20 protein-coding genes are annotated in these 15,333 nt (G+C 73.3%); all 20 read left to right on the plus strand.

Annotation, left to right across the window (positions count from 1 at the left end; translation table 11 throughout):
• The first annotated feature begins 26 nt into the window (after positions 1–26).
• A complete protein-coding gene (locus ACIQWA_RS07385; RefSeq protein WP_402479323.1) occupies positions 27–602 on the plus strand; it encodes a hypothetical protein in 576 nt (191 codons plus the stop codon).
• Positions 599–1,186, plus strand: a complete 588-nt coding sequence (locus ACIQWA_RS07390) for a hypothetical protein (protein WP_402479327.1) — start codon at positions 599–601, stop codon at positions 1,184–1,186. The genes ACIQWA_RS07385 and ACIQWA_RS07390 overlap by 4 nt, the downstream gene beginning before the upstream one ends.
• Positions 1,183–1,827, plus strand: a complete 645-nt coding sequence (locus tag ACIQWA_RS07395) for a hypothetical protein (RefSeq protein ID WP_402479330.1) — start codon at positions 1,183–1,185, stop codon at positions 1,825–1,827. The genes ACIQWA_RS07390 and ACIQWA_RS07395 overlap by 4 nt, the downstream gene beginning before the upstream one ends.
• Before the next feature lie 200 nt (positions 1,828–2,027).
• Positions 2,028–2,471, plus strand: a complete 444-nt coding sequence (locus ACIQWA_RS07400) for a hypothetical protein (protein ID WP_402479333.1) — start codon at positions 2,028–2,030, stop codon at positions 2,469–2,471.
• Positions 2,472–2,534: 63 nt separating this feature from the next.
• Positions 2,535–3,176 carry a hypothetical protein gene (locus ACIQWA_RS07405; protein ID WP_402479336.1) on the plus strand — a complete coding sequence of 214 codons (642 nt, stop codon included), beginning with the start codon at positions 2,535–2,537 and terminating at the stop codon, positions 3,174–3,176.
• Between the two features lie 216 nt (positions 3,177–3,392).
• Positions 3,393–4,415, plus strand: coding sequence for a DNA cytosine methyltransferase (locus ACIQWA_RS07410; protein WP_402479719.1), 1,023 nt, complete (start codon positions 3,393–3,395; stop codon positions 4,413–4,415).
• A gap of 96 nt (positions 4,416–4,511) precedes the next feature.
• Positions 4,512–5,090, plus strand: a complete 579-nt coding sequence (locus ACIQWA_RS07415; protein ID WP_402479339.1) for a DUF4913 domain-containing protein — start codon at positions 4,512–4,514, stop codon at positions 5,088–5,090.
• 12 nt (positions 5,091–5,102) lie between these two features.
• Entirely contained in the window at positions 5,103–5,846 is a 744-nt protein-coding gene (locus tag ACIQWA_RS07420) for a hypothetical protein (protein ID WP_402479342.1), read from the plus strand.
• Positions 5,843–6,331: a hypothetical protein gene (locus tag ACIQWA_RS07425; RefSeq protein WP_402479345.1), complete on the plus strand. Its 489-nt coding sequence runs from the start codon at positions 5,843–5,845 to the stop codon at positions 6,329–6,331. Before ACIQWA_RS07420 ends, ACIQWA_RS07425 begins: the two co-directional genes overlap by 4 nt.
• 45 nt (positions 6,332–6,376) lie before the next feature.
• Positions 6,377–7,252, plus strand: coding sequence for a winged helix-turn-helix transcriptional regulator (locus ACIQWA_RS07430; protein WP_402479348.1), 876 nt, complete (start codon positions 6,377–6,379; stop codon positions 7,250–7,252).
• A gap of 57 nt (positions 7,253–7,309) precedes the next feature.
• The gene (locus ACIQWA_RS07435) at positions 7,310–7,768 is read left to right on the plus strand and encodes a hypothetical protein (RefSeq protein ID WP_402479351.1); all 459 of its coding nucleotides are present in this window, start codon (positions 7,310–7,312) and stop codon (positions 7,766–7,768) included.
• Complete coding sequence (locus tag ACIQWA_RS07440; protein WP_402479354.1) at positions 7,762–8,955, plus strand: MFS transporter; 1,194 nt, start codon at positions 7,762–7,764, stop codon at positions 8,953–8,955. The genes ACIQWA_RS07435 and ACIQWA_RS07440 overlap by 7 nt, the downstream gene beginning before the upstream one ends.
• A gap of 24 nt (positions 8,956–8,979) precedes the next feature.
• The gene (locus ACIQWA_RS07445) at positions 8,980–9,681 is read left to right on the plus strand and encodes an HAD family hydrolase (protein ID WP_402479357.1); all 702 of its coding nucleotides are present in this window, start codon (positions 8,980–8,982) and stop codon (positions 9,679–9,681) included.
• Between the two features lie 41 nt (positions 9,682–9,722).
• A complete protein-coding gene (locus ACIQWA_RS07450) occupies positions 9,723–10,493 on the plus strand; it encodes a hypothetical protein (protein ID WP_402479360.1) in 771 nt (256 codons plus the stop codon).
• A 65-nt stretch (positions 10,494–10,558) separates the two neighbouring features.
• Positions 10,559–11,590, plus strand: coding sequence for a DUF4259 domain-containing protein (locus ACIQWA_RS07455; RefSeq protein ID WP_402479722.1), 1,032 nt, complete (start codon positions 10,559–10,561; stop codon positions 11,588–11,590).
• A complete protein-coding gene (locus ACIQWA_RS07460) occupies positions 11,568–12,317 on the plus strand; it encodes a hypothetical protein (RefSeq protein ID WP_402479362.1) in 750 nt (249 codons plus the stop codon). Before ACIQWA_RS07455 ends, ACIQWA_RS07460 begins: the two co-directional genes overlap by 23 nt.
• Before the next feature lie 97 nt (positions 12,318–12,414).
• Positions 12,415–13,146 (plus strand): hypothetical protein, encoded by a 732-nt coding sequence (locus ACIQWA_RS07465; RefSeq protein ID WP_402479365.1) that lies wholly within the window; start codon positions 12,415–12,417, stop codon positions 13,144–13,146.
• Positions 13,147–13,267: 121 nt separating this feature from the next.
• Complete coding sequence (locus ACIQWA_RS07470; RefSeq protein ID WP_402479367.1) at positions 13,268–13,579, plus strand: hypothetical protein; 312 nt, start codon at positions 13,268–13,270, stop codon at positions 13,577–13,579.
• A gap of 212 nt (positions 13,580–13,791) precedes the next feature.
• Positions 13,792–14,442, plus strand: coding sequence for a hypothetical protein (locus ACIQWA_RS07475; RefSeq protein ID WP_402479370.1), 651 nt, complete (start codon positions 13,792–13,794; stop codon positions 14,440–14,442).
• The gene (locus tag ACIQWA_RS07480) at positions 14,439–15,323 is read left to right on the plus strand and encodes a hypothetical protein (RefSeq protein ID WP_402479373.1); all 885 of its coding nucleotides are present in this window, start codon (positions 14,439–14,441) and stop codon (positions 15,321–15,323) included. Before ACIQWA_RS07475 ends, ACIQWA_RS07480 begins: the two co-directional genes overlap by 4 nt.
• Positions 15,324–15,333 lie beyond the last annotated feature (10 nt).

The raw sequence follows: 15,333 nt of genomic DNA on the forward strand, positions 1-15,333 counted from the left end.
CCCCCACCACCCCCCGTGCCCAGTCCGTGGACCGACTCCACTCGGCGGCCGATTCCATCAACCAGCTCGAGGCCAAACTCCCGCGCGCCTACCGCGAGGAGGGGCTGCCAGGACTTCAGGAACTGGCCGAGCACACCGGCGCCCTGCGCGACTGCCAGGACGACCTGCTGCACGTCGCCACCGCACTGCACCACCCGCATGCCCCGACCGCCGACCGGATCGCGGTGCGCTCCCTGGCGACGGCCGGCGCGCAGCTGGGCGAGGCGCTCGGCGCGATCGGCCGGGCCACCGCGATGGCCGGTCGGCTCTACGAGGTCGACGGCCTCGGCGGCCCGCGCGCCGACGAGGTCCGCGAACGCGGCGCCCAGCAGCTGAACGTGGCGCTGTCCCGGACTCGGCTGGCGCTGAACAGCGCGGCCGAGAACCTGCGCCGCGACGCCCGGGTGCTCAGCGGTCCCGCCGCCGCTCTCACGCACGGTCCAGCTCCGCGGGCCCTGGCCGCCACCGCCCGAACCACCGCCGGCCGAAGTGCCCGCACAGTCACCTCGCCCCCGCTGCCGGTCGGGCAGCAGCTCGCCACCCTCCCGGGACGGCGTCGATGAGGCCAGTAGCCACCGCCGGCCCTGCCACCTTCGGCGGCGCCCTGTCCAACTCGGCCTACCGCAACGACCTGGAGGTGGTCGCGGGAATGCTGCGCGCCCTGGGGCACAACGCTGCCGTCACCCCGTCCGGTCCGGCTCCCGGCGTCCCCGACCGCAGCGCCCTGCTGGACCAGGCTCGCCAGGCGCAGGCGTTCATCCGGCACTGCGGCGACAACGCCGAGCACTACGGGCGGCAGCCGGCCGACAACCCGTCCGCGGCCCAACTGGCCGGGGCGTACGAGGTCGCGATGAGCCACGCGGCCACCGTCCACCGTCACCTGGGCGCGGCCCTCGACCTCTCGATCAAGTACGCGCAGTCTCCGCCGGAGCAGCCGGGCAGCCCCGCCGAGGCGCTGCGCCTTCGCCGTGCCGAACACACCACCGCCGCGCTGGACAGCGCCGACCGGTGCTCGGCGCAGGGAGCCGAGGCGGTGCTCGCCTTCGCCACGCGGCTCCCGCCTGGCCAGAGCCGGCCGAGCCCCGCTGCGGCGGCGCCGGTGATCGGTTCACCCGTCGTCTCCTCTCCTTCCAGGAGGCGCGGTTGACCGGCACCCCCCTGCCTCCCGCCGTGGCCGGGCTCGGCCAAGCCGACCTGGACGCCCTGCTCTCACTTTCCGAGCAGCTGAGCGCCTTCGAGCAGGCGATCCCCGTACCGGCGCCGCACGAGCCGCTGCCCGAAGTGCGGGACCTGTCCTGGCCGATGGTGCGCCTGCACGAGCTGGTCGCGGCCCCGCTCGACGAGGTGTTCTTCCGCTCGACGAGCGCGCGCCCCGACGCCGGCCTCGGCGTCTTCACCGCCACCGCCTCAGCCCTCGCCCTCGCACAGGCCGGCCTGGCGAGGGCAGCCTCCCTGCTCGCCGACCCGGTGCCGAGCCCCGAGGCGCAGACCAGCGCCCGGCACGCGCTCGCCACGGTCCGGCGCACGGTGCGCGAGACGTCGCAGGCGCTGGCCGAAGCCGCGACGGTCACCGCGGTCCCCTCCCAGGTCACCAGCCTCGCTGCCCGTCGGCCCACGGCAGCACCGCCTGCAGGCCGGCCACCCGCCGCTGGGGAGAGCGAGCGCCGCGTGGACGCCGCCCTTCGCCGCTCGCCCGCCCTCATTCTGGTCTCCCCGCCTGCCGAGCCCTCCGCTCCCACGGCCCCAAGCTCCCCGCCCGCGACGGTCGTTCCGCTGCGCCGCACCTGACCACCACGCCGGCCCGTCCGGCCCGACGAAGGGAGGCCACTACGCCCACCGCCACCATCCACGACCACCAACAGCGTCTCCAACTGGCCGCCAAACGGATCGAAGCCGTCGCAGTTTCGCTGCCGGGTCCGTACGACCCGTACCTCAACGAGGTACCGAACGTCCTCGACGTCCGCCGCCAACTCCTCGCGCTCCAAGAGGTGCAGACCAGCACAATCAACGCCGCCACCGAGTACGCGCCGAGCATCTCGACGGACCCGACGGCGACAACCGCAGCCCGCCGCACCGCCATCGCCCTGGCGGGTGCGACCAACCGGATCGCAACGGCCGAACGCCACCTTCTGGCCGTCTTCACCGTCGCCATGAGCGCGAACGTCTGGGCCATCCCCTCCTCCGAAGATGCCCGGCCGGCCGACCACTATCACGAGATTTTCGCCCAACTGGCTAGCTCAGCAAGGGAACTGCGCGCAACGGCCGAACAGCTCCCCGCCTCCGGCCAGTCCCAGCACTCGCAGACAGCTTCCCGCGCGAACGCTGCCCGTTCCTTCACCGGCCGGCTCCGCTCGGCGTTCCAGCGCCGCACCGCTGCGGAACCACCGCCGGTCGCCGCCCTTCCCCGCACCGCCGCCAAGCCACGGCGCTGACCCTCCCGCCTCCGCCTCATTAGGAGCCCCGCCCTGTCCCTGTCCATCGAGCACCAGTCCGGCATGCTGCTGCAAATCGCCACCGGCTTCCACACCGCCAGCGAGCAGCTCTTCGACATCTACTGCTACCGAGATCCGCAGCGCGAACGGCTCGCCGAGGTGCTAGAACAGCTCTCCGAGCTGCAGCAGACCCTCCTCACGAACTCCGCCGACGAGATGCCGCCGACGGGCCCCGAGGCCCCGCCCGAGGACGTCGCCTGGCACCGCAGCACGATCGCCTACGGCTACGGCAGCCTGCTCCTCAGCAAGGCCGTGCTGCGCGCCCACCCTGCGCTGATCGCCGCGATCCAGATCGAGCTGGCCCCCGAGCGCCCAGCCAGCAGCGCCGGGCGCATCCAGTACTTCCGTTCGCTGGGCGCGACCCGCGACGTCCTCCAGGAGGGCGCCTGGAAGCTAGCCCAGATCGCGCACGGTCTCACCGGCCCCGAGCCCGAGGCGCTGCGGGCGATCACCTCCGCGCCGATGGGCGAGTACGCCCACAAGGCCGTCCGCTCGGCCGCCACCCCCTACCCGCCCGAGGCTGCGCCCGCCACGGCGAAGACCGCCGCCGAGGCCGCCGGACCGAAGGCCCAGGTCGCCGTCTCAGCGGCGGCCGTCTCCTCTCCGGCCACCGCCGCCCGCGCCACCTCCGGGGCACGCCGATGACCCAGCACGTCCACCGGCCCCCGCGGATCGGCAGCATGTGCTCCGGCTACGGGGGGCTGGACATGGGCGTCCAGGCCGCCCTCGGCGGCCACGTCGTGTGGCACGCCGAGATGAACCCCAACGCCGCGTCCATCCTCGCCCACCACTGGCCTAGAGACGCCAAATCATGGCGACATAACCGCAGTTGACTGGAGCAGCGTTGAGCCGATCGACGTCCTGACGGCGGGCTTCCCCTGTCAGGACCTGAGCGTGGCCGGCAAGAGGGCCGGGCTCGTCGAGGGCACCCGCTCCGGACTGTGGCACACCATCGCCCGCGCGGTCGACGTCCTCAAGCCGAAGTTGGTGATCATTGAAAACGTCCGCGGAATCCTCTCAGCACCCGCTGGGACGCCAGCCGATGGCGACCTGGAATGCGGCTGGTGCGATCTGGGAGACAGCGGAGGTGAGCCTGCTCTGCGGGCACTCGGCGCGGTTCTCGGAACCCTGGCCGACCTCGGGATGGATGCGCGATGGACGGTGCTTCGCGCCGCCGACGTCGGTGCGCCCCACAAGCGGGAGCGACTTTTCCTCGCCGCGTGGCCTTCCCACGCCCAAGGCACGCGATGCGAGGGGCCCGGACCCGAAGCGGGAGGACCTGGGGCACGCGGTCACGCTGCTCAAGACCCCGACCAGCAATCTCGGCGCGATCGGGGGCAGCCAGCACCCGGACCGCAGGCGCGAGGGCGGGCACGGCCCGAATCTGAGCGACGAGGTGGAACACCTTCTCCCGACTCCGAAGGCGAGCGACGGCACCCACGGCGGGCCCAACAGCCGTGGCTCGAAGGGGGATCTCACTCTCCCCTCCGCGACCGCGAAGCTGCACCCGGCCCCGCAGAAGCCGGGCCGCCGCACCGAGCCGACCTCCCTCTCGCCGCTGTCCCAAGTGATCCTGCCGATCTGGGAGCCGAGCGCCACGGGCTGAACCGCTGGGGCCCGTACGGGCCTGCCATCGCCCGCTGGGAGCGCGCCACCCGCCCCGCACCGGAGCCGACCAACGAGCGCGGTCGGCTCGACCCGCGGTTCGTCGAGTGGATCATGGGCCTCGACTCCGGCCACGTCACCGGCGTTCCGGGCCTGTCCCGCTCCGCCCAGTTGACCGCCCTGGGCAACGGGGTCGTCCCCCAACAGGCATGCACAGCCTTGGAATTGCTCGATGCCCCGGCCCTGCTTGCCGCTGCCCGCTGCTGCGGGCGGCGGTGAGCAAGGCGTGCTTATACACCAAGTCCGGCTCGCTGGAGCGAGCCGTCGAGCGCAGATCCTCGTGTCATCACCCGCCGACGAGAGGCACCCGCCCTTTTGACCACCCCCGAGCCCGACCCGGACTCCGCACCGGCCGGCTACACCAACGCCCAGATCGACGTCCTGACGGCGCGGCTCGCCGAGCTCGCGGCGGGCTTCGACCTCCAGGCCGAGCAACTGGCCAGCATGACCACCGCCCTCCCCCCGGAGGACGTCGACGATCCGGACACCCCCGCCGGCGGCGAGCCGCTGTTCATCCTCGCCTTCGACGACCCGCAGTACCTCAAGGAACTGGAGTTGATGACCCCATGGGTAGACGAGATCTTCACCAAGATCTACGGGCCCGAGACCACGGCCGGCAAGCCCTGGTGCCCCCGCTGGAAGGAGCACCCCGAGGCGGTGGCGAGGCTTCACGCCCTGTGGTTGGCCTGGCAGGCCGCGATCGACCCCGAGTCGGGGGCCGCCGGCCCCAGTTCGTGGCAGCGCGACCACCTCGAGCCCGCGCTGATGAAGCTGCGATCGGCAGACGGTCCGTTCGCGGCGTGCACCTCCAGCGGCGGCCACATCAGCCACCGTCTACTGCCGCACCCCGCCCTGACCGACCCCACCCCGCCCGCTCTCCCTCTTGCTGCCTGATCGGACCCGACCTTGCCCGACTTCAACCTTCCCGGCCGCCGCCCCGAGGACGCCGCCTCCGCCGAGGCCCAGGTCCACCTCCTGGCCGCCGACGGCTCGTACGAGCTGCTCAGCGAGAGCACCGTGCCCGACGGTCTCGGCGGCAGCGACAACTTCTTCCTGTTCGAGGGCTACAACGAGTGGGGGATGCCCGCTGTCGCGGCGCACCTTCACCACAACGAGGACGGCCAGACCTTCGCCCTCGCCGCCGAGCCCGCGCCCACCTTCGCCGCCGGGGCGGCCTGGCTCGTCCAGCGCGGCGCCGACCCGCAGCAGTTCCTCCAGCATGCCCGCGGTGCCGGTGCACCGGCCGATGCCCGCAGCGCGGCAGCCGCCGCCCGGATCATGGAGTCCGGCTCCCGCTACCAACTCGTCGAACACGGCATCGAATACGGCGAGACCTGGGCGCTGCTGCGCGACAGCGCCGCCGTCAGCGCCGAACGCCCCTTCCTCCTTCAGCTGGAGTCCGCCCACCACCAGCGCGGATACACCCTGCGCGAGGGCAGCTTCAGCAGTCCGCAGGAGGTCCAGCAGTGGCTGGAGAGCCGGCGCACCCCGCTTCCACCCGTGGTCGGTGACGAGGTGAGCGTCGTCGTCAGCCCCCAGGCCAGCGCCGCCCGCGCCCGCACCACCGGCGCCGGCCAGCGCACCACCGCCCAGGAACCTGCGGCGGTCCTCGCCGGGACGTCAGCGGTCTCGCGTAGGGCCGTGCGGTGATCGCACCCGCCCGGCCACTGCCCGGCTTCAGCGCCCACCCGGAGGCGCTGGCCGATCTGCTGACGGTACCGGGCCAGGTGCGGACACTCGCGCTCAGCTACCTCGACCGGCTGGTGAAGGCCGAGGTACGCGGCCCCCTCCTGGAAGAGCAGGGCGAGCGCGACCTGCGGGGCGCCAGGAAGATCTACCTGGACGACGCGATGGCCTACCGGCTCGTCTACACCGAGCGCCGGGCACCGCACAACCCCCGCCATCTGCTGGGCATCCACCTGGTCGCCGTAGGCGAGCGCCGGGGGGTCGCGGTCTACGAGACCGCGGCCCGCCGCCTGCGGCAGGCCGCCGTCCAGGAGACGGGGCGCGGAATGCCGGCCCGCTTCCAGGCCGCGCTCGCCTCCTCAGCCCGCCCTTCCCCGGCCCAGGCCGCCGCAACCACGAGCACCGCCACGCCCGCCGTCGCCCTCTCTCCCGCCGCCCGCCAGCGCTGAACCCGCCCGACCCACCCAGCCGAAAGCCCGATCGGAGATCTCCGCATGTCCTCGACCGTCACCACGACCGCCACGCCGCAGAACCTCGACAACGACGTGCACCACACCGCCGAGGTCCTCTCCACCCGGTGGGCCACCCGCGTCGTTCACGCGCTGCGGCGGGGACCGATGACCGCCGGAGATCTCCTGGCGGCCGACCCGATCGTGCCAGTGAGCAGCCTCTACTCGGCCACCCGCTCCCTGGCCGGCGCCGGGGTGATCACCCGCACCCCCGCCGGGTCCGGCCGCTACGACCTCGCCCTCTCCTCGGCCGGCCAGGCCCTGACGCCGCTCTACAGCACCGCCCTCGCCTGGGCCCAGCGCTACCCCAAGCCCGGCGCACCGAGCTCGCAGGCCCCGGAGATGATCGAGGAGACGCTAGGGCTGCTGGCCGGCTCGCACGCGCTCGCGCTGCTCACCACGCTGGGCCAGAACGACGGACTGGCCTACCAGCAGGTGGTCTCCTCCCTCAGCGCCCGGGACAAGGCCGCCGCCTACCAGCGGCTGCTCACCCTGGAGGAGCGCGGCCTGGTCGTCCGAAGCGGCACGCGCCGCTCCTACCGGTGGGACCTCGGCGAAGCCGGCAACGCTCTCGGCCAGGTGTACGGCGCACTGTCGAACTGGACCGCCGAGCACCAGGTGTCCGCGGCAGCCCCGGCGCGGACCAGCACCGCGCTGGCCGCCGCCGGCACCAAGGCCGTCGTGGTGGCGAGCCCGGCCCGCACCGCCACCTTCTCCGCGCCCCAGGCCCCGGAACGGACGCTGGCCGCACGCGCGACGGCCGCCGTGCTGCGCGGCGTCACCCTGCAGCTCACCTTCTCCCACGCCCCCGGCCCCCAGCCCGCGCCACTCCTCGTCACCGCCGCGGCCCACTCGCGCTGACACGGCTCCTACGCCGACCAGCCCCCGCCTACCCCGAGGTTCATCATCTTGCCCTCCGTGCCCATGCCGTCCGGTGCCGCCCCGAAGCTGCGCGAGCAGCTGGTCGACCTCCTCGACGAGGACGTCGCCCTGCTGGCGGACACCGCCACCACGCTCGAACTGCCGCTCCGGGCCGGCAATCTCGACACCGTGCTCTTCGCCCATGAGCTGGCGATCGAGTGCTCCCACGTCACGCTGGCGATGTTCTTGCCGCAGGTGACCGCGGCCGACGATCTGCCGCTCTGCGCGGTGCGCCACTCGATCGAGACCGTCGGCGCCTCCGCCCAGCACCTCACGTCCGCGCTGGGGGCGCTGGCCACCGCGCGGGAGGAGATGGCGAAGCCGGACTGCGACGCGGACACCCGCTTCAACCTGGCGCGGGCCGCCCGCATGCGCGCCGCCGCCCTGGTCAGCGTCGCGGTGCAGCGCACGGTCGAGCTGCGCTCGCTCCTGGCCGGCGGGCCCTGCCCTTGCTGACCTCGGCGTCCACCAGGCAACCGGCCACCGGCCGGTCGATCCTGCGGACCCCGCACGTCGCCCCGCTGCTCGCGGGCACCCTCGTCGGGCGGCTGCCGTCCTCGATGGCCCCCCTCGGCCTTCTCCTCGCTGCCCGTGCCGACCACGCCTCCACCGCGCTCGGCGCCATCCTGGCCGCCCTGTACGCGCTGGCCGGCGCGGTGGGCCAGCCGCTCCTCGGGCGTGCCGTCGACCGCTCCTCTCTGGCCGTCGTCGCGCCCGCCGCCGCTGCGGTCTCCGGAGCCGCGTTCACCGCGCTGACCGTCGTGGACTTCGTCTCCCAGCCGCTCGCCGCCGCCGTGCTGGCGGCTGTCGCGGGTCTGGCAACCCCACCGCTGGAGGCCGGACTTCGGGCGATGTGGACGCGCCTGGTCGACCCGCGCGACCACCACCGGGTGTTCGCGCTCGACTCCGCCTCCCAGGAGCTGGTGTTCGTCGCAGGCCCCTTGCTCGCCACCGCGATGTGCCAGCTCGCCTCCGCCCACGGGGCGTTGGCCGCCTGCGCGGTGACCACCGTCGCGGGAACCGCCGCAGTCGCCGTACGACGCCCGGCCCGGACACGGTCTGCGGCGAGGCCGGTGCACTGGCTCGGGCCGCTGCGCTCGCGGGGTCTGCTCGTCCTGCTGACCGCGGCGCTGTTCTTCGGGGTCACGCTCGGCTCGTTCCCCGTGCTGGCCCTCGGCGTCGCCGACCGGCACCACGAGGGGTGGCTCGCCGGCCTGCTGCCGACCGCGCTGTCGCTCGGCAGCCTGATCGGCGGCACCGCCTGGGCCAGGATCCGGCAACCGTGGCCAACCGGCAAGGCGCTGCTCGCGGTTGGCGTCGGGTACGCCTGCGCGTTCGTCGCCCTCCTTGTGCCCGAGCCGCCGTGGCTCGCGGTCATGGCGAGCATCCTGCCCGGACTGTTCCTCGCCCCGTGGCTGGCCTGCGCTTTCCTCACCTGTGACGCCCTTGTGCCGAGCGGAACAGCCACCGAGGCCGCCGCGTGGCTGATCTCGGTGATCGGCCTCGGCCAGGCTGCGGGCGCCGCCACGGCCGGACAGCTCTCGGCCTTCGGCCACACCACCACAGCGGCCGTTCCGCTGCTCGGCGCCGCCCTGGCCGCCGCCACGCTCGGCGCCGGCCGACGGCGTCTCTCCCTCACCTGACCTCTTTATCTGGAGCTGGACTTCTTGCACCACCGCACCGCTTCCTCCACGCCAGCGCTGATCACCATCGTCTGGGACTGGAACGGCACCCTGCGAGCCGACCTCGACGATCACGTCGCGGCCCTCAACGCGACCCTGCCCGCCCTCGGCGCCGAGCCGATCACCGTGGAGACCTACCAGGCTCTTCACCGGATGCCGATCCGCGACTTCTACACCGACGTCCTCGGCCGCGCGCTCGACGACGAGGAGTGGCACGCCGCGGACACCGCGTTCCTCGCCGAACTCAACCGCCGGCCGGTGCGGCTCCAGCCCGGCGCCCGGCAGCTGATGATGGGCCTGCGAGCCCGCGGAGTTCGCCAGAGCCTGCTGTCGCTCGCGCCGCACGAGCGGCTCGTCACCGAGGTCAGCCAGGCCGGCATCACCGGACTGCTGGAGCGGGTCGACGGCCGCCCCGGACCGTCCGTGCCGAGCAAGGCCCCGGCGATGGCCGCGCACCTGAAGGCTCTGGGCCCGTGGGTCGATCCGGCCCGCACCCTGGTGATCGGCGACAGCGTCGACGACGCGGTCGCCGCCCGGGCGGTCGGAGCCGTCCCCGTCCTGCATACCGGTGGACTGCACGGCGCCGCCCGCCTCGCCACCGCCGGCGTCCCCCTGGTGGACACGCTCCAGGAAGCCGTCGCCCTGGGCATCGCGCTCATCACCGAGCAGCAGCTGACTGCCGCGTGAGCACGCTCAGCGGACGTCCCATCGCGAACTGGAAGCCGCGGGTGCCCGGGAACACCGACCTGGGCACCCGCCTGGTGTGGACCGAGCTGCAGGTCGAGCGCGTCCGCGACGTGCCCGGCCATGGCTCCGACACCCCTCACGGGGCCGTCGCCGACCAGATCGCCACCACCGCGAGCACGCTCGACCACGTGCAGAACCGCATCGTCGAACTCGCCACCGCCCTGAGTCGCGACCTCCAGCGCGTCGCCGCCGGCCACGACACCGCCCTCCCGGTCACCAACGGCATCCTGCGCACCAGCGGCCTCGACATCGACCTCCTGGTCACCCGCCGCACCGAACTGCACCGCTCGCTCGCCGCGCTGATCGGCATCTACAAGGAGCTGCCCGCCATCGTCCCGCCTCCGCCCCCAGCTCCGGCGCCAACGGCGAAGACGGCGGCAGCGGTCCCCCGGCTTCCGCCGCGGCAGGAGGCGGCGCTGCGGCAGATCGGCTCGACCACCATCACCATCTACAAGAGCGTGCGGCACGGGTCGCTCAGGGTTCTGCCCGGCGGGGCCGACATCAAGGTCGCCACCGTCGATGCCCTGATCGGCAAGGGCCTGGTGGACCACTACGCCCGCGAGGACCTGCACCGGGGCCATGGCCTGACCCTCACCCGCGAGGGACAGGCCCGGTACGAGGCGCTGCTGGCGGCGGGCGGGCGCGCTGCCGCCGCCCGGACCCGGCCGGCAGGCACCGTGGGCGAGGCAACGCCCTCGCTCGCCGGCGCCGGTGTCGCAGTGTCCCCGCCCCGCAGCCGCTCTCGCGGCTGACCTGCTCCGAGCCGCTGCCCGGGCAGCGGCCGTGATCCCCGATCCGCTAACAGGAAGGTCTTCTCATCGGCAGCTGGGACACCGGCCCGTTCCACAACGACGACGCGATCGGAATCGCCGAGCGGTTCGACAGCCTCTTCCCCGAAGAGCTGCCCCCGTTCCTCCACCGCCTCTTCGACACCGCCGCCTGCGCGCCACAGGGTGAGCTCGACACAGCCCTTTCGCGGGAGGTCATCGCCGCCGCGGCCGTGATCGCCTCCCAGCTCCCTGGCGGCGCCACGATCGACCTGACCAGCGGCCCGCGGGAGTCGGTCTCGACCCTGCCGTCCGAGCTCAGGCCCAAGGCGGTGGTCGCGCTCGACCGCATCCTCGTACACGCCGATGCGGAGGTCGGCCACTGGTTCGACCGCGCGAAGGGCGAGCGGTGGCTGGCCAACGTGGTGCAGATCCGCCTCGCCATCCAGGACGACCCGCCACCCGTCATCAACTACACGTCCGCAGGCCCGATGGCGACCACCCCAAACGTGGTGGCTCCGATTCCTCAGCAGGCCCAGACGCAACCCAAGGCCGCCACGACCGAAGCCTCCCGCCGCCGGCGCCGAGTGTTCGCCGGCCAGCAGTTCGCCCAGGGGCGGCTCGGTGTCGACGAGGTCTGGGAACTGCGCGACCGGCACTCCGAGGCGACCGCGGCGCACGCGCTCGCCGAGCTGGTCGAGCGCCAAGCCGGCGAGGTGGACACCCTCGACCGCGAACTGCGTGCGGTGGCCTCCCGCGCCGCCGAGGCCCTCGCGCCGATCGTCCAGGGCAACCACAACAGCGTCCAAGGCAACGGCGTCCTGCGGTTCACCGGCGTCGAGTTGGAGACCCTGGGCGCCCGCTTCGACCTCGCCCGCCAGGCGCTCCAGAACCTGGCCGCCCACTACGAACGCGCCGCCGCCGAGGCTCCCGCCGCGCCCTCTCGCGAGACGGCGGCCCGCGCACGCAGCACGGCCCGGCTCACCGGCGCGCCAACTGCCCTACCGGCCACGGGCGTCCTACCGGCCCCCACCGTCCGCTCCACCTGTAAGGACCCTCGTGCCCCCAACCGCCAGCCGTGACGCACGCGTTACCCACGCCCTCGACCTGCTCGCACCGCCCGGGGCCGTCCGCACCCTGCTGTCCGTCCGGCTGACCGAGCGCGACGCCGAGGACCAGCAGTACCTGCGGAACACGCTCAGCGATCCGGCCGACGGCATGGACCCCGGCGAAGTCGCCTGGCACCGCGACCGCTTGGAACAGGGCGGCCTGCTGCACACGACTGCGGCCGGCCCGGAGGCCACGCCGGCCGCGAAGGAGCTGTGGTCCGTCTTCCTCGCCGCGTACAGCTGGGCGGTGAGGCACCGCCGAGCCCTTGCCACCGAGCAGCACACCGTTGTCGCGGTCGAGGAGGTCCTGCGCCTAGGCGCGCACCCGCTCACGACCACCGTCCTCGACCGGCTGCGCGACGGGGCGGCCACACTGGAAGACCTCGCCCGCCCGATGACCGCAGCGGCCCGTGCCCAGCTGCCCGACCAGCTGGATGTCCTCGTACAGCAGCAGCTCGTCGACCAACTGCCAAACGGAGCCCTGCGGACCACCCCGGCCGGCAGGGCGCTCGCGGGCGTCCACGACGACCTCGCCTCCTGGTACGGCCAGTACCTGGACACCGCCACGGCGCCCGCAACCGAACGCGCTGCCGCAGCTACCGCCCGCCGCGCTCCGCACGGTTCCAGCAGCCCCTCCACGCCCCCCGAGAACACCGGAGAAACGCATCACCGACGTCACCGAGCCGCTCCTCGCCATTGACGAGGCCCTCCAGCTCGAGAGCCTCGAAGCCCGAACCGAGGAGGACAAGCAGAGGTGGTGGGAGTTCGCGTACGAGCGGAATATCAGCGTCCTGGCCGTGCAGAACACCACCAACCCGGACACGCCGCTACTGACCGAGTCCTACCTCGTCGTCCACGACGGCACGATGACCTGGGACATCCCCGGCTCGAACCAGCTCGCCGGAATCCACGTCCAGCGCGACCTCGGGGCCGGAACGTTCCGACTTGAGTACCAGCGGGCGCCGATCGTGGCGCTCGCGCAGAACTGGCTCGTCTCCCGCGGTGCCGACCTCGGCCAGGTGACACCGCACGACGATGGGCTTCCGACCTGCGACCAGCCCAGCCGCGAGCTGGAGCAGCGGCTCGCCCAGGCCGGCGACAGGTACCAGATCGCGGCCTCGTACACCTCCGACCTCGTCCTGGACCCCGCCCACTCCTCGGGCGGGTCGCCCAGCGCCGACGATCAGCTGGTCTACGACTTCAGCACCTGGATCATCGCCGAGGACCAGTGGCCCGAGTTCGGCGAGCACCCCGTCCGGGTGTTCTACGAGGACGTCGACTATCTCGGCCGCTCCTACACCCTGCGGGAGGGCGGCTTCCCGGACCTCGATGCCGCCTACGAGTGGACCCGGTGCGCCGGCGCGCCGGACAACCCCCTTCCGCCGCTGCTGGTCGCTCCTCCCAGCGCCCGCGCCGCCGGGGCGCTGGCCGCAGGAACGCCCGCGATCTCGCTCTCGCCCCCGCGATCCACCTCCGTGCCCGTGCCGAACGCCGCCGACGGCCGTACCCCACGACCGAAGAGCCGTTGACGCCAACCTCCCTGAAAGGATCCGGATCCCCATCCCCCCGAACGACAGCGCTTCGCATCAACCCGGCCCGGACCAGCGGCGCCGTCCGCGGACCGCGGACCGCCGCAGCGTCCAGACCACGGTGCGGTTCACGCCCGCCGCCATCGCCGTGATCCGCGACCGCGCCGTCGCCGAGCGCCTCACCGTGGCCGGGTTCGTCGGCAACGCCGCCCTGGCCGCCGCACAGTCCAGCGATCCGCTGGGCCAGCCCGACAGCGATCCGCGACGCCCCCTCGTCGAAGCTCTCGACCGCGTGGCCGACGAGCTGAGCACGGCGGTCGCCGCAACTCGGGCGGCCAACGACAGCCCGGCCCGGCAGGCCGCTCTCGCGGTGCTGCCTGCCGTCGCCGCGCGCACGTACCTCGCCCTCGACGCCGTCCTGGAGGCGTCCTGATCCCCGACGTCTCGACGGGCAACAGCGTCCGCCCGCTGCTCGCCTACCTCTACGGCCCCGGTCGGCGCGAGGAGCACCGCGACCCGCACCTCGTCGCCGCGTGGGACCTTCACGGCGCCCCCGACCCCGGCCGCGACCCCGCTGCCGACCTGAGCCACCTCGCGGCCCGGCTCGACCAGCATGCTCGCCTGCGCGCCGCCGAACTCGGCGCGATGCCGCCCAGCAGGGTGTGGCACTGCTCGGTGCGCGCCGCCCCGGAGGACCCCTGGCTGTCCGACCAGCAATGGGCGACGGTGGCCCGGCGCATCGCCCACGCCACCGGCCTGGCCCCGTTCGACCGACCCGGGTGCCGGTGGGTCGCGGTGCGCCATGCCGAGCACCACATCCACCTCGCCGGCGTCACCGTGCTGCCGGACGGCTCCCGGCCCGGGATGCACCGCGCTGCGGTGCGCGCCCAGGCCGAGTGCCGGGCGATCGAAGCGGAGTGGGGACTTCGGCCGGTCGGCCAGGACACGGGTCTCAGCACCAGTTACCCGACTACCGCCGAGATCATCAAGGCCGAGCAGCACGGTTGGGCCGAGCCCTCCCGTGTCTGGCTCCAACGGCAGATGCGCCAGGCCCTGCAGGAGGCCACCAGCGTGGACGGCTACGCCAAAGCGCTGACCGAGCGCGGGGTGTTGGTGCGTTGGCGCACCGATGCCGACGGCGGTGCCGTGGGCTACAGCCTCGCCCGCCCCGGGGACACCGGCACCGGCGGCGCCCCGCTCTACTTCGCCGCCGGACGGCTGGACTCCGCGTTGACCCTGCCCCGCGTCCTGAACCACCTGTCCACCAAGAAGTCCACCGAAGGAATCCGATTATGACCAGCCCTCAGAACCCCCTGGCAAACTTCGCCCACGCCCTGGCCGACCAGCTCCCGGACCGGTGGGAGGCCACCGAGCTGGACCTGCGCGACGACGCCGACCTTCGCCACCACTTCTACTACCGTGTGTGGGACCGGCGCCGTGCCCAGGACCTGGGGCTGGACCGCGACACCATGGCGGAGATCGCCGTGCTCGACGGCCCGGACGGCCGCCGGCTCCTGGTACTGCCCACCGCCGAAGCGAGCCGACCCTTCCTGGTCTGCCCCCTCATCGCCTTCGACGTACCCGTGTACGCCAGCACCTCCCCGCTCGGCTCCGTCGCCGTTCCCGCCGACCCGGCCACGGCCGCCGACGAACTCGCCGGCTCGCTGCTGCCCCTCTACGAGAGCGAGCTGCGGGAAATGCTCGACCACGTCGTCGGCGTCCTGGACGCCACCGAGGCGACCATCGCCGCGTGCCTGGCCACCGAAGCGGAACACTCCGCCGACCCCGAACTCGCCCAGTCCTTGTACGAGATGAGGGGGGTGCGCTGGCTGTCCCACTCGGAGGACACCGACCTGCTGCGTTGTGCCGCCGAAGACGTACTCGCCGCTCTGAGCCTGCTGCTGGGCCACCGCGGACCGCTGTCCGAAGCCCTGGTCGGCGTCGCCACCCACGTCCGGATCTACAGCGAACTGCACGACAGCTGCGAGGCGCTGATCGAGGCCGAGGTGATCGGCCGGATCCTCACCGCCGCCGGTTTGGCCGACACCAGCAGCGGCATCTTCGATCCCGCGATCAAGGAGAAGATCGCCACAATCGACGCCCTCCCACTCGAGCAGCAGCAGGCCCTGGTACGGGCCGCCGCCGCGGCCTACACCCGGCGAACCGACGTCGGCTGACCTGACCAGA

It is taken from the genome of Kitasatospora sp. NPDC098652 (assembly GCF_044760155.1).
In the GTDB taxonomy this organism is placed as follows: domain Bacteria; phylum Actinomycetota; class Actinomycetes; order Streptomycetales; family Streptomycetaceae; genus Kitasatospora.

Coding starts and splice junctions, on each gene's coding strand:
- ACIQWA_RS07390 (WP_402479327.1), top strand. CDS start 599: ATGAGGCCAGTAGCCACCGCCGGCCCTGCCACCTTCGGCGGCGCCCTG.
- ACIQWA_RS07405 (WP_402479336.1), top strand. CDS start 2,535: ATGCTGCTGCAAATCGCCACCGGCTTCCACACCGCCAGCGAGCAGCTC.
- ACIQWA_RS07430 (WP_402479348.1), top strand. CDS start 6,377: ATGTCCTCGACCGTCACCACGACCGCCACGCCGCAGAACCTCGACAAC.
- ACIQWA_RS07475 (WP_402479370.1), top strand. CDS start 13,792: ATGCCGCCCAGCAGGGTGTGGCACTGCTCGGTGCGCGCCGCCCCGGAG.
- ACIQWA_RS07480 (WP_402479373.1), top strand. CDS start 14,439: ATGACCAGCCCTCAGAACCCCCTGGCAAACTTCGCCCACGCCCTGGCC.